Here is a 14,938-nt window from a genome sequence, read left to right on the forward strand (position 1 = left end):
TGCCATTTTTCATAGTTTTATAAATTAATTATACGACTAAATGTAAGTATCAATTAAAAAAATAACAAAGTATTGAATAATGACATAAAAAAACAGCTTTTTAAATATTTTTAGTTAAATTGTTTGATTTGTTTATAATCGCTTAGTGCTATTTTTTTTATTAGACTGTGTTAAGTTTGCGTTTTTACTTTGGTAATAAATGCATATTAATATATAATTAATGTGATTTATATAAAGGTGGTGAAAATGGGTTTTTTTAAGCGTCTAAAAGATAGAGTTTTTGGTTCGAACAACAATGTTGAAGCAATAGAAAATAAGATTGAAAAACAAAAAGAAAGAAAAGTTACCGAAAAATTAATTAAAGAAAAGAAAATTGATACATATGTAGCGGGGTTATCTAAATCAAATAATTCATTTAGTGAAATGATTAAATCTTTAGAAAATCAATATAACGAAATTGATGAAGAATATTTTGAAGAATTAGAAGAAATTTTGATTATGAGTGATATCAGTATGAAATTAGTGGATGTTATGATAAGCGAAATTAAAAAAGCAGTAAAAAATGAAAATATTAAAGACCCTAAATTAATCAAAGAAATTATAGCTGATAAGCTATTCACAATTTATACAGCCAACTCAGTTATTGACACAACTTTGAATATTGAAAAAGATAGACTGAATGTTATTTTGATGGTTGGTGTTAATGGGGTTGGTAAAACTACTTCAATAATCAAAATTGCACACAGTTTAAAAAAACAAGGTTTAAAAGTTTTAGTAGCAGCGGCAGATACGTTTAGAGCAGCGGCAGTAGAACAATTGGAAGTTTGAGCTCAAAGAACTAATGTAGATTTGATTAAACCAATTGCAAATGAAACAGATCCTGCAGCAGTAACTTTTAGAGCTTGTGATGAAGCAATTAAAGGCAATTATGATGTGTTATTGATCGATACTGCAGGTAGATTGCAAAACAAAGTTAATCTAATGAATGAATTGGGTAAACTGAATAAAATAATTTCCAGCAAAATCGAAGATGCTCCACATGAGTCACTACTTGTTATTGATGCTACAACAGGTCAAAACGGTGTCAATCAAGCAAAATTATTTGGTGAAGTTACAAAACTTTCTGGAATAGTACTAACTAAAATGGATGGAACATCAAAAGGTGGTATCGTCTTAACAATAAGAGACGAGATTGGTTTAAATGTTAAATACATTGGATTAGGTGAAAAGTTAGAAGATTTAGCCGAGTTTGATTTAGATCAATTTATCTATGCTCTAACCAAAGGACTAAGTGATGAATAATTTTAACAATCCACTAGAAGAAATGGAATTCATTTCACAACTTTACGAAAAATATAAAGATTTATTACCGCAATCGCAAAAACAAGCTTTGTACTTAAGATTGTATGAAGATTTGTCATTTAGCGAAATCGGAACAGAATTAGCAATGACTAGGTCTGGTGCATTTGATGCTGTTAAAAAAGGTAAAAAAAAGTTAATAGAGATACATCAAAAGGTGTCTGATTAATAAAAAAACAATAATGGCTTTATATTAGACATTAAATTGGTAAAATTCATATACATAAAAGTAGAATGGGGACTTTATGAAGTATAAAAAAGTATTAATTAAACTTTCCGGAGAAGGATTAGCTAATAAAAGTAAATCATTAGCAATTGATTATGAATTAGTTAAAACATTCGCCACACAATTAAAAGAAATAATCAAAAAAGGAACTCAAGTTGCAATTGTTGTTGGTGGTGGAAATTTCTGAAGAGGAACAAGCGCGGAAAAGAATGGAATAAGCCGTGTTAGAGCTGACTACATCGGAATGTTAGCTACAACTATGAATGCATTAGCACTGCAATCAGGATTCGAAAATGAAGGATTAGGATGTCGTGTACTTTCATCATTATCATCGGATCCCAAAATTTGTGAAACATATATCAATGAAAAAGCTAAAAAATATTTAGCAGATGGTGAAGTTGTTATTTTCGCTGGTGGAACTGGTAGACCATTTTTTACAACCGACACTGCTTCAACATTATTTGCATCAGAAATTGGTGCTGAAGCAATTTTAATGGGTAAAAATAATGTCGACGGGATTTATGATTCAGATCCTAAAAATAACCCAAATGCAAAACGTTTTGATTCAATATCTTACGATGAAATATTAGAGAAAAATTTAACAGTAATGGATCAAACCGCCGTGTCTATGGCGAAACAAAATAATATTGACTTGATGATTTTTAACATCAATGAAGAAAAATCTTTATTGAAAGCAATCGATGGTTCAATAAAACATACAAGAGTTCATAAATAATAGGAGATAAATATGGAATTAGATTTATATTTAATGGATTTAGAAGAAGGTTCTGAAAAAGTTATTGAAAACTTCAAAAACCAAATGAATAAAATAGCAGTAGGAAGAGCAAATCCAAATTTAATAAATAAAATTAAATTAAATTATTACGATCAAGAAATGACTATTGAAGAGATTGCATCAATCGGAACCGCAAGTGCACTTCAACTGTTGGTTAAACCATATGATATGGGTTCAATTAAAGAAATTGAAAAAGCAATTAAAGATCAAAACTTACCAATCAGTATTTCAAACGAAGGTAACCAAATAAGATTATCATTCCCATCAATGACTACTGATAAACGTAAAGAAATGGTTAAACAATTAAATACATATACTGAACAGGCAAGAGTTGGAATCAGACAAATACGTCAAGATATCAATAAAAACATTAAAAATGATAAAGAACTAAGTGAAGATATTTCAAAACAATATTTAGATGTTATTCAAAAAAACATAGACAAAAGTATTGAAAATATCAATAATTTAAGTGCAATAAAAGAAAAAGACCTTATGACTATCTAACATGCAAAATGTTATTCAAAGACTTAAGGGAATATTAATTTTATTATTAGTATTAACCCCTTTAATTTGTATAACGTTTTTTGGCAAGTTGCCTGGAAGATCAATAGGGTTTTCTTTTTATTTTGCACTATCTATATACACTGTATATGAAACAATTTTAAAACATCATAAACAATCTATTTATTCAATAATTATGTATGGTCTTGGAGTGTTATCAATTTGATTATTGCCACTCAATACATTATTTAATGAGTGAAACATATTCAATACTGATACACCTTATTCTGCTGAATTATCCGATATTTTAAAAGTGTATATATTTAACATTGACAACACCAAATATTCAATGTTTTGATCTTTTTTACACTTTACTATTCCAGTGTTATTAATCAGTGCTGGTGTATTAATAAATTTAATACTAAACAAACCACATAACAAAACAACATTAAATTTATTAATAATAGCTTCTATATTTATAATTCCAATGTTTTTTAAAATTATGTTTATATTAAATATTGTCAGTCTTTATGCGATGTTATTCTTAGAATTAATTGTAATTTTCGTTGACACATGTGGATATTTTGGTGGGAAATTTTTTGGAAAAAAAATAATCAAAAAAAATTTAGCACCTAAAATCAGTCCTAAAAAAACATGAGAAGGGGCGTTTTTCTCAGTAACATTGAGTATTGTAGCCATTTTTATATTTGGTTATGCGATGTATTTTTGAACAAAAGAAACAAGTACATTAATTTTCGATAACATTATTCAATGTGTTCTTGCTGCTTTTGTATTACCACCATTAGCAATATGCGGTGATTTATGATTTTCAGCGTTAAAACGTAATTTTAAAATAAAAGATTTTAGTAACTTGATTAATGGTCATGGCGGAATAATGGATCGTTTTGATAGTGCTGCAAGTATATCAATTTGATTAATATTAATAATAGCTTTTATTTAAAAAAAGGAGTAACTTATGAAAAGTGTTTTTGAAAAATTTTGTGAAAAAATCAATTTTAAACTTGATAGTGATTTTTCGCATTTTGAAATCACTCGTTCAGAATTTATTACTCAACAAAATTTATTAGAAATAGATTTAACGTTTGATCATCACATTAATATTGATAAGTTTAAATCATTTGTTTTTGCTACAAAAAGATTCCCTAACCCGTTAAAATTCAACATTAAAGTGAGATTTTCAAAATTAGATGCTGAAACTATTTTTGATTATTTAGTTTTTGGATTAAGTATTCATGAACCTGAATTATTATCTTTTGTATCAAGAATCAATAAAAAAGATGTTGAATTAATAGAAGGCAACACTCTTGTTTTAAAACACGCAATCAAAGACATACTGGAATCATGTGAAAAAAATAAAAAAACATTAGTTGATACCTTGGAAAAAGTAGGATATCAAAATATTAAAATAGCTCTTCAATTAACTGAAAAAGATTTATATAAAATACATAAAGAATTTAAACAGGCTCATTTAAATGCAGCAAAAAATATTATCAATTATAAACAAAATACAGAAGTGAATACTCCAGTTGTTAGTAGCGGTGTCAAACGTAAATATTCAAAAGATGCAAAAGAAATTTTATTAAAAGACGTTGATTATACATATGAAACTAACTTAGTTATTAAAGGACAAATTACTAATTTAGAACACCGTCAAATTAAAGAAGATTTTTCTATACTTCAATTTATAATAAGCGATTTCACTGAAGCGAAAATAGTCAAACAAATTAATCCTGATTCGGTGGAATTTAAAAATGGGGATTTTGTTCGAGTGTTTGGGTCGACTGAAATGGATAATTATTTACAAACAAACGTTTTTAAAGCCAAATTAATTGAAAAAACTGAAAAACTGTGAAGAAATAAAAAAGATAACAGTCCTAAAAAAAGAATCGAATTAGCATTGAGAAGTAACATGTCAACACAAGACGGAGTCGTTTCTCCAAAAGAATATTTGGCAGCAGCTGAAGATTTAGGTTATGAAGCGATTGCGTTGACTGATACCGATGGTGTGCAAGGATTCCCAGAATTTTATAACGCAGCTAAAAAAAGTTCAGTAAAACCTATTTATGGAGCTACGGTTAGTGTCATTTCTAAATCAAATGACGTAATGTTTGATTTTGAAGAATGTGAATTAAAAGACAAAAAATACGTTGTATTCGACTTGGAAACATCAGGCTTAAGTCCGATTTACAATGACATCATTGAGTTTGGTGCCGTTATTGTTGAACATGGTCAAATAATTGAAACTCATCAATTCTTTGTTAAACCAAGAAAACCAATTTCAACATGAACCACAAATTTTACTAAAATTACTAATGAAGATTTGGATGAAAAAGGAATATCTTTAGAACAAGCGGCATATAAAATAAAAGAAATACTATCACAAGGTATAGCTGTAGCCCATAACGCTAAGTTTGATTTTGGATTTACTAAAGAGTTATTCAGAAGATATAATATTCAAAATGCCAAAACACCTACATTGGATACATTGAATATATCTAGATTATTGTTCCCCGATATAAAACGTTTTAGATTATCTGCAATTTCGAAAAAATTTGATATTTTTTATGATGATTCAAAAGCTCACCGGGCAGATCAAGATGCTAAAGTTTTATCTGGTGTCTGAATGAAAATGATGCTTAAATTAGAAAGAGATTTAAACATTACTAACACTATTCAATTAAATACTTGGATGAATGATAAATATTATGCTAAAAAATTCTCGAACGAAGCTAGAATACTAGCGAAAAATCAAACAGGATTAAAAGAATTATTCAAGATCATTTCCAAAGCCAGTACTGATGATTACTACAATGGGCTAAAAGTATTTATTGAAGATTTAAATAATTCATCCAATTTACTTATTGGTACTGCTACGCACAAATCAAATTTCTGAGATAAAGTAATGACTTCGAGAACTGAAGATATTGAAGAAGATATTCAAATTTATGATTACATTGAATTACCACCTATATCAAGTTTTAAACATTTAATTGCTCGAGGTACAGTTAATGAAGATGACTTAAAAAGCATGTATCATTTTGTAATTGAATTAGCTAATAAATACAATAAAACTTTGGTGGCAGTTTCTGATGCGAGGTATATAGACCCAGTAGAAAAAAACATTCATAATTTGTACTTTTTTGCAGATGGAGTGGGTGGTGCTAAACATTGACTACATGATTATAAAGATAAAAATTTAGAAAACTATCCATTATTAGATTTAAAAACCACAGAAGAGATGATTGAAGAATTTAAATTTTTAAATGACGATCAATTAGTTTATGAAATTGTTGTGGAAAACACTCATAAGATTGCTGAACAAATTGAAAATGTTCAAGTTATTAAAGATTCTTTATATGTTCCTACATTTGACGATAGTTCAGAAAAATTAACTAATCTAGTATATGAAACAGCTAAACAAAGATACGGCGATGAACTACCGAATATTATTAAAAAAAGAATTGATACTGAGTTAACACCCATTATTAAATATGGATATTCAGTAATTTATTGAATCAGTCACAAGTTAGTTAAAGCAAGTGCTGATGATGGCTACTTAGTTGGAAGTCGTGGTTCTGTAGGATCATCATTAGTTGCAAATTTAGCTGGTATTACTGAAGTCAACCCATTAAACCCCCATTATTTATGTTCTAATTGCAAGTATTTGGAAATGTTTGATTCTACTCCGGAAATATCTAGTGGGTGAGATTTACCAAATAAAAATTGTCCAAAATGTAACAATGAATTAATTAAAGACGGACATTCTATACCGTTTGAAACTTTCTTAGGATTTAATGCTGATAAAGTCCCTGATATCGATTTAAATTTTTCGGGTGAGTATCAAGCAACTATTCATAATTATGTAAAAGAAATATTTGGTGACACACACGCATTTAGAGCTGGAACAATTTCTACTATAGCTGATAAAACAGCGTATGGTTTTGCAAAAAAATACAATGAAGCTATAACACCAGAAGGAGAAAAAGGTTTTTCAAATGCCTATTTAGAATTTTTAGCAAGTAAATCCACAGGTGTTAAAAGAACTACAGGACAACACCCCGGAGGAATTATTATTATTCCAAAAGAGTATGATGTTGAAGATTTTACACCAATAAACTACCCGGCCAATGACACGAACAGCGCTTGAAAAACGACACACTTTGATTTTACAAGTATTCATGACAACGTATTGAAATTAGATTTACTAGGACACGATGATCCAACGGCTATTAAAATGCTGCAAGAATTAACAAATATAGATCCTAAATCAATACCAAAAAGTGATCCTAATGTTATTGAATTGTTTTCAAATTCAAATGCAATAGGAATTAAACCTGAACAAATTGACGAAAGAACTGGTGCTAAAGGTATTCCTGAATTCGGAACTCAATTTGTCAGACGAATGTTACACAGTTACAAAGTTAAAAAATTTTCAGATTTAATTTCTTTATCTGGTTTAAGTCATGGTACTGATGTTTGAACAGGTAATGCTGAAGATTTAATCAAAAATATGAATCTGGATTTATCGCAACTAGTATGCTGTAGAGATGACATTATGCAAGCTTTAATAGCTAAAGGCGTGGATTCTTTATTAAGTTTTAAAATCATGGAAAAAGTGCGTAAAGGAAAAGGATTGACCTCTGAAGAAGAGCAAATGTTGGTCGATCATAATGTGCCAAGATGATATATTGAATCATTGAAAAAAATTAAATATATGTTTCCTAAAGCTCACGCAACAGCATATGTTATTATGGCTTGAAGGATTGCATGATTTAAAGTTTATTATCCATTAGAATACTATGCAACATTTTTTACAACTAGATCAAATGATTTTGACATTAAAGCAATGAGTAGTGGTAAAAGCTCAGTCGATGATAAAATAATAGAATTGAAAGCTAAAGGTAGAGCTGCAACGGTAAAGGATAAGGCAATTATTCAATCTTTGGAAATTGCACAAGAATTATATGCAAGAGGCTTTAAAATCAAAAATGTTTCAATTAATGAATCCCTTGCTTCTAGATGACAAATAGATTATAAAAACAACGCGTTAATACCACCATTTAATGTACTTGAATCAATGGGGCAACAAGTTGCTGATTCTATTGTTGAAGCAAGAAATGAACACCATTTCTTATCGATAGAAGATTTAACCAAAAGAACAAAAATAAATTCAAGAATTCTACAATTCATGAGAGATCTAGGTATTTTCGATGAATTGGATGAAGATAATAGAATTAGTTTGTTTTAAATTGTTTTTCGGGATTAAAAGCTGTTTTTACACAATTTTAGCTTTAAAAGTGTATAATAAAAACAGCCTGAATAATAAAAAAAAGGGTTGCCATTCAGGCAACCTTTTTACATGGAGGTTATATGGATTTAACACAAAAGATAAAGGCAAAGTATTCTAATATTGTTAACAAATGTTCATGAGAAGTCATTGAAGGAAACAAAATTTTGAGCATTGAAATCAATGTTCATAATTTTGATGAAGTACAAAATTGAACAAACGATATCAATGGATTTATTGATGGAGAGGGTGATTTTGGCGAATATTGTTTAGATATTCATTCACAAGGTTGCGACATAGAATTGAAATATGAAGATTTAAATGGTTACATAGATCAAAAAATCAGATTGTTTTTAAATAAACCATACAATGAAGAATATGAAATCGTTATTAAATTTTTAGAAAATCGCACTAATGAATTGTACGGAATTAAAAATAACAAAGGAAGAATGCAAAAAATTACAATTGCAAAAGAAAATATTAAAAAAATAGAAAAGGAACTGTTTTAACAGTAATAAATATGGAAAATAATTTTTTTGAAGAAATATACAACTTATCACAAATTAAAGGAATACCTATTCCTAAAATTAAAGAAATGCTTGAAACAACAATAAGAAAAGTTTTTGAAAAATTCGATCCCGATGCAGAACTTGAATTTATTTTCGATGAAGAAAAAAGCAATTTCAAAGTTATTAACCACACTAAAATGGTTGTTGAAGATCCCCAAACAGACGATGAAAAAGACGCATTTAGTCCAAGTATTGAAATTACATTAACCGATGCTAGAAAAATCGACCCAAACATTGAATTAGAAGATAACATTGCTGAAGAAGTGCTTTTTGAAAAATTCCCAAAAAGAGTTCACAGTCAAATTTTGTCACAATTTAATCAATTAACAAGAGAATTTGAAAAACAAAGAATATATGAAGTTTACAGTACAAAAATCGGTGAAATCGTTAGAGCTAAATTTGTTTCTAAATTACCTAAAGGGTTTTTATTTAATTTAGAAAATAATGCCGTTGACGCATTTATGCCGCACAATAAAGCATTTGCTAAAAATATGCCAAGTATTGGAAGTTATGTAGATGTTGTTATCGAAGAAGTTATGGAAGATTCAAAAGCTGCACAAATTATCGTAAGTTCATCAGCTGCAATTTTATTAGAAAAAACATTGAAATCAGAAATTCCTGAAATTGCTGATGGACAAATTGAAGTTGTTAAAATTGCGAGAATGATTGGAGAAAGAAGTAAAGTTGCAGTTAAAGCATCAGAAGGATTCACAAACGATGTATTAGGATCAATTATTGGTAAAGATAGCATGCGGATTCAAAATATTGAAGCTTTACATGGCGGAGAAAAAATTGAAGTTGTTGAGTATTCAGATGACATAAAAACATTTATCATGAATGCTATTGCACCATCGAAAGTTATTGATGTTATTTACAAAGCAAATAAATCAACTGAAAAACAACCAGCATTTGATGTAGTAGTACCCGAGTCACAACACACATTAGCTATTGGTCAACGAGGAATTAATGTTATGTTAGCAGTTGAATTAACTGGAGCTAAAATCAATGTAGTTGGACAAAAACTTGCCGAAAAGCAAGGTTTAGAATACGAATGAAATGGTAATGTTACTCCTACTGAAGTTGAAGAACTAGAACAAGGAAGAAAATTAAGATTCAATACAAATAAACAAAATAAATCACGTAAATCATACGATAATCAATTGATTGATTTATCGGGATTATTTGATAAAGATATTGCAGATTTCCACACAGAGTTTAATACAGAAGATATGAACGATTTTGAATCAAAATTATTTGAAGATAAAGACTTTGATATGAATTTTGATCAAGATATGGAAGATCTATATAAACAAATTGATGAATACGAATCAAATACTGAAAATGATTCAGATGAAAAAGATGATACTGATCCATACTCAAAAGTAACAATGAATGATTATAAAGAAATTGCTAAACAAGAATTAAATGATTTTAAAGAAGATAAAGATTTATCAGTCAACGTGGATGACATTGACTGAGATGATTCAGAATGAGAATAATTTATTTTGAAAATTAAAAAACAAACATTACGTAAATGTAGTGTAACGGGTAATTCATACCCAAAAAATGAATTAATTCGTTTTGCAAAGGATAAAAATAATCAAATTAAATTTGACCCTGACCACAAATTAGGCGGTAGAGGTGGTTATTGTAAGAACAATGCAGAAACAATTGAAATATTTTTCAAAAAGAAACTATTGAACAAAGCATTCAGAACAAATATTGAAAACAAAGTACACGAAGAAATGAAGGAAGAGGTAAGCGCATGGCTAAAAAACAAACAAGAAAATCAAATTTAAAAGATATTAAAACACATTTAAAAAACTCAGAAGTAAAACTTGAAGACGGAGTATTTCGTTTTATAGGAGCAATGACAATTGGTGAATTCAGTAATTCAATAAAAGTAAGTCCTACTGAAATCATTACTTACTTTTTCAAAAAAGGAATAATGAAAGCTATTAATACTTCTTTAAGTGAGGAAGATATAGCTGAATTATGTATTGAATTCGGATATGACTTTGTTAAAGCTGACAACGTTAGTGCTCAAAATGTAGTTGATTCTTTAATTCTGGACACTGATGAAGACAGACTAGTTACACGTAGCCCTATTGTTACTATTATGGGACACGTTGATCACGGTAAAACAACATTGATTGATCAAATAAGAAAAGCCAATGTTGTTTCAACTGAATTCGGAGGTATTACTCAACATACTGGTGCTTATCAGGTGCAATGCAATAACAAACAAATAACATTTTTAGATACACCAGGTCATGAAGCATTTACTGAAATGCGTTCACGTGGAGCAAGAGTTACAGATATTGTTATATTAGTTGTTGCTGCTGATGATGGTGTTAAACCTCAAACACAAGAAGCTATTGATCATTCAAAAGCGGCTGGTGTGCCAATTATCGTATTTGTGAATAAAATGGACAAACCACACACTGATGTTGAGAAAGTTAAATCACAATTATCTGAATCAGACATTGTATGTGAAGAATGAGGTGGAGACACTCAATTTGTTTATGGTTCAGCCTTAAAAAACCAAGGTATTTCTGAATTGTTTGAAGCAATCTTTTTACAAGCTGAATTATTAGATTTGAAAGCAGCGCCAGATCGAGAAGCTATTGGTACAATTATTGAATCGCGTTTAGATAAAGGTAAGGGAGTTGTTGCAACGTTAATTGTTGAAAATGGTACTTTATTACCACGTGATTTTATTGTTGCGGGTTCGCAATATGGAAAAATTCGTTCATTAACAGATACTGAAGGTAATGATATTGAAAAGGCAACCCCAGGTATGCCATGTGTTATTACTGGATTAAATTCCAACCCACAAAGTGGAGACAAATTTATTGGTATAAGTGATGAAAAATTTGCTAAAAAATTAGCAGAGGAAAAAAAATTCCTAGACAAACAAAAAGAATTAAATGAAAAAAACATTCAAACTAATATACCTGAAGATGTTAAAGTAATCAATGTAATTATTAAATCAGACGTACAAGGTACTGCTGAAGCATTGAAAAACAAAATTAGTACATTAGAAAATGAAGAAGCAATTGTTAATGTTATTAGAGCCACCAATGGTGATGTTACTAAAGCCGATGTATCTTTAGCAAGTACATGTGATGCAATTATTTATGGATTTAATATCAATATAAATGAATCGGTTAAATCTTACGCTGAAAGCAAACAAGTACAATTCAAAAACTACAACGTTATTTATAAAATTGTAGAAGAATTAGAAGCTAAATTAAAAGGTTTAAAAGAACCTGTGTATGAAGAAATTGAAATTGCAGAAGCTATTATATTACAAATATTCTTCTATTCAAAAGTTGGTAATATCGCTGGTTCAAAAGTTGTAAGCGGGAAAGTTAAAGCCAATTCAAAAGTTAAAGTATTTAGAAAAAATAAATTAATTTACGAAGGTGTTATTGATTCATTGAAACGTGAAAAAAATGAAGCCAAATCAGTTGATACTGGATTTGAATTCGGTACACACGTTAAAAATTTCGATGACATACAAGTAGATGACACATTAAAATTCTATGAAGATAAATTAGTGGAGGAATAATGAGTAATTCTATTAATCATGAAAGAAAAACTTCGTTGTTAAATCAATTAGTAGCTAATGCCATGTATGAATTAAAAGATTTTGATCCATCTAATGTTTCAATCAATGATGTTGTATTGTCAAGAGATGGTTCGCACGCAAAAGTTTATATAACCATATTTAAAGATCAAGCGCGTTATTTTGAAAAAGTAAAAAATATGACTCCTTTTATAAGAAGTGTTGTTGCGAGAAGTTGAAGACATAGAAAAGTTCCTCAATTAGTCTTTTCAATTGATGAAGTTGAATCTAAAGCTTCACGTATTGAAACTATTCTTGCAAAAATCAAAAATGAAAACAATGAATAAATTTGATGCAATTGTAATTGGTGGCGGACACGCCGGAGTTGAAGCCACTTATGCCCTTTCAAAAAGAAATTTCAAAGTAGCATTGATTACCTTGGATTTGACTAAACTTGGTATGATGCCTTGTAACCCATCTATAGGAGGGTCTGCAAAAGGAATTATTACTCGTGAAATAGATGCTTTAGGTGGCGTGCAAGGTTATTTTGCTGATTTAGCAATGATTCAAATTAAAATGCTAAATACATCAAAAGGACCTGCAGTGTGATCATTAAGAGCACAAATAGATAAAGACAAGTATTGTGAAATAATTTATCAAGACATGTTAAAAAATCCTAACATAACATTGATTGAAGACATGGTATGCGATTTACTAATATCTGAATCTAATGTTATTGAAGGTGTTATTACTGAAAAAAACGGCAAAATAAATGCTGATACGGTAATTATGACAACTGGTGTTTATATGAATAGTCGCATTTTACAAGGTGATGAAATCGAACAAAGCGGTCCTGCCGGACAAAGAACAGGTGTTGATTTAAGTGCTAATTTAAAAAAATATGGATTTAATATTCAAAGATTAAAAACTGGTACACCATGTCGTATTTATACTGATAGTATTGATTTTTCGCAAGTTGAAGAAGAAGTATTAGAAGAAAATGAACTTTCCTTTTCAACTCATAGTGGCGTGAAATTGGATAAACAAACTTCATGTTGAATGACACACACCACTGAAGAAACCAAGGAAATAGTACTGAATAATTTAACTAAATCAAGTATGTATTCAGGACTAATTGTGGGTACTGGACCTCGTTATTGTCCTTCTTTTGAAGATAAAGTTGTAAGATTTAGAGAAAAAATCGGACATCATATTTTCTTTGAACCAGAAACATCTAAAGGCGATATTATGTATATCAATGGTTTATCCACATCAATGCCTGTTGATGTTCAAGATCAAATGATAAGAACAATACCCGGACTTAAAAATGCACGTGTGCAAAAATATGGTTATGCAATTGAATATGATGCCATTAATCCATTGAATTTAAAAAGAAGCTTGGAAACCAAAGTAATTAAAGGATTTTTCTCTGCCGGTCAGCCCAATGGAACAAGCGGTTATGAAGAAGCTGCTGCACAAGGATTGATTGCTGGAATAAATGCGGCCAATTACTTAGACAAGAGCGAAATGCTTTATTTAGATCGTTCAGATTCATACATTGGGGTGCTGATTGATGACTTAGTCACAAAAGGTACTGCTGAACCATATAGAATGCTTACTTCACGTGCTGAATACCGTTTATTATTAAGAAACGATAACGTTGACCAGCGTTTATATCAATATGCTTATAACAATAAAATGATAAGTGAATCTGAGTATTTAAATACAAAACAAAAATATGAATTAATTCAAAATAAAATTGAAGAGTTAAAATTAAAATTTGTAGGTTCAACTTCAGAATTAGGTAAAAAATATAACGTCGAACATGGATTAAGTTATTTAAAATTATTAGCAAGACCAGATGTAGATGTGGAAGACATTGTTGAAGCCGAATTTCCATATAAAAATGAATTAAAGGTTAATGTTAGATTGTTTGGATATATTGAAAAACAAATTACACAAGCTCAAAAAATGAAAAGACTTGAGTCATTGAAATTGCCCGAAGATTTAGATTATTTTAAAGTTGAAAACTTAGCACACGAAGCAAGAGAAAAATTATCAAAAATCAGACCAACATCAATTGGTCAAGCACAAAGAATAAGTGGTATCAACCCAGCTGACATTCAAATGCTTATGTTTTATCTAGATATGAGAAGAAAAAAAGATGAAGCTTAATATTATTGCGGTTGGTTCTCTTTCGAAAGAGTACGAAGTTTTATATCAACAATATTTAAAAAAAATAAAATTTTTTGTAGATGTCAACTTAATTGAAATTAAAGAAATTAAAGACAATAACAAAGAATTAAGAATCAAAAAAGAAACTGAAATGATTCTTAAAAAAATTCCCAAAAATTCAGTTGTTTACTATTTTTCACTAAATGGTACTCAATATGACTCTGTATCGTTTAGTGATTTAATCACAAATACTGATAACCTAACTTTTGTTATTGGGGGTTCAGATGGTGTTATTGAATCATATTTTGAAAAACAAATTAATTTTTCAAAAATGACATTTCCTCATCAATTATTTAGAGTTATGGCGATTGAGCAAATTTACCGTGCTTACGCAATAAAAAACAATATAAAATATCATAAATAAGGAGAAAGT

General features: G+C 29.3%; 13 protein-coding genes. All 13 read left to right on the forward strand.

Features of this window, described 5'->3' with window-relative positions:
• Positions 1-246: 246 nt before the first annotated feature.
• The 13 genes from ftsY to HGG69_RS00885 all read left to right on the forward strand — a co-directional run bounded on the left by ftsY (position 247) and on the right by HGG69_RS00885 (position 14,929).
• Positions 247-1,302, forward strand: coding sequence for a signal recognition particle-docking protein FtsY (gene ftsY, locus HGG69_RS00825; protein WP_169604922.1), 1,056 nt, complete (start codon positions 247-249; stop codon positions 1,300-1,302).
• A complete protein-coding gene (locus HGG69_RS00830; RefSeq protein ID WP_169604923.1) occupies positions 1,295-1,528 on the forward strand; it encodes a sigma factor-like helix-turn-helix DNA-binding protein in 234 nt (77 codons plus the stop codon). The genes ftsY and HGG69_RS00830 overlap by 8 nt, the downstream gene beginning before the upstream one ends.
• Before the next feature lie 76 nt (positions 1,529-1,604).
• Positions 1,605-2,321 (forward strand): UMP kinase, encoded by a 717-nt coding sequence (gene pyrH, locus HGG69_RS00835; protein WP_169604924.1) that lies wholly within the window; start codon positions 1,605-1,607, stop codon positions 2,319-2,321.
• A gap of 12 nt (positions 2,322-2,333) precedes the next feature.
• Positions 2,334-2,885 carry a ribosome recycling factor gene (gene frr / locus HGG69_RS00840; protein ID WP_169604925.1) on the forward strand — a complete coding sequence of 184 codons (552 nt, stop codon included), beginning with the start codon at positions 2,334-2,336 and terminating at the stop codon, positions 2,883-2,885.
• Between the two features lies 1 nt (position 2,886).
• On the forward strand, positions 2,887-3,843 hold the full coding sequence (locus HGG69_RS03085) for a phosphatidate cytidylyltransferase (RefSeq protein ID WP_205852860.1): 957 nt from the start codon (positions 2,887-2,889) through the stop codon (positions 3,841-3,843).
• 15 nt (positions 3,844-3,858) lie between these two features.
• Positions 3,859-8,151 carry a PolC-type DNA polymerase III gene (locus tag HGG69_RS00850; protein WP_169604926.1) on the forward strand — a complete coding sequence of 1,431 codons (4,293 nt, stop codon included), beginning with the start codon at positions 3,859-3,861 and terminating at the stop codon, positions 8,149-8,151.
• Between the two features lie 122 nt (positions 8,152-8,273).
• The gene (locus HGG69_RS00855; RefSeq protein ID WP_169604927.1) at positions 8,274-8,699 is read left to right on the forward strand and encodes an LSm family protein; all 426 of its coding nucleotides are present in this window, start codon (positions 8,274-8,276) and stop codon (positions 8,697-8,699) included.
• Between the two features lie 11 nt (positions 8,700-8,710).
• The gene (nusA, locus tag HGG69_RS00860) at positions 8,711-10,258 is read left to right on the forward strand and encodes a transcription termination/antitermination protein NusA (protein ID WP_169604928.1); all 1,548 of its coding nucleotides are present in this window, start codon (positions 8,711-8,713) and stop codon (positions 10,256-10,258) included.
• 6 nt (positions 10,259-10,264) lie between these two features.
• The gene (locus tag HGG69_RS00865) at positions 10,265-10,558 is read left to right on the forward strand and encodes a YlxR family protein (protein WP_237077116.1); all 294 of its coding nucleotides are present in this window, start codon (positions 10,265-10,267) and stop codon (positions 10,556-10,558) included.
• Positions 10,525-12,333: a translation initiation factor IF-2 gene (infB, locus tag HGG69_RS00870; protein WP_169604929.1), complete on the forward strand. Its 1,809-nt coding sequence runs from the start codon at positions 10,525-10,527 to the stop codon at positions 12,331-12,333. The genes HGG69_RS00865 and infB overlap by 34 nt, the downstream gene beginning before the upstream one ends.
• Entirely contained in the window at positions 12,333-12,677 is a 345-nt protein-coding gene (gene rbfA, locus HGG69_RS00875; protein ID WP_169604930.1) for a 30S ribosome-binding factor RbfA, read from the forward strand. The genes infB and rbfA overlap by 1 nt, the downstream gene beginning before the upstream one ends.
• Positions 12,670-14,505: a tRNA uridine-5-carboxymethylaminomethyl(34) synthesis enzyme MnmG gene (mnmG, locus tag HGG69_RS00880; protein ID WP_169604931.1), complete on the forward strand. Its 1,836-nt coding sequence runs from the start codon at positions 12,670-12,672 to the stop codon at positions 14,503-14,505. Before rbfA ends, mnmG begins: the two co-directional genes overlap by 8 nt.
• Positions 14,495-14,929: a 23S rRNA (pseudouridine(1915)-N(3))-methyltransferase RlmH gene (locus tag HGG69_RS00885; protein ID WP_169604932.1), complete on the forward strand. Its 435-nt coding sequence runs from the start codon at positions 14,495-14,497 to the stop codon at positions 14,927-14,929. Before mnmG ends, HGG69_RS00885 begins: the two co-directional genes overlap by 11 nt.
• Positions 14,930-14,938: the final 9 nt, after the last annotated feature.

It is taken from the genome of Mycoplasma phocoenae (assembly GCF_012934855.1).
Classification (GTDB): domain Bacteria; phylum Bacillota_I; class Bacilli_A; order Mycoplasmatales; family Metamycoplasmataceae; genus Metamycoplasma; species Metamycoplasma phocoenae.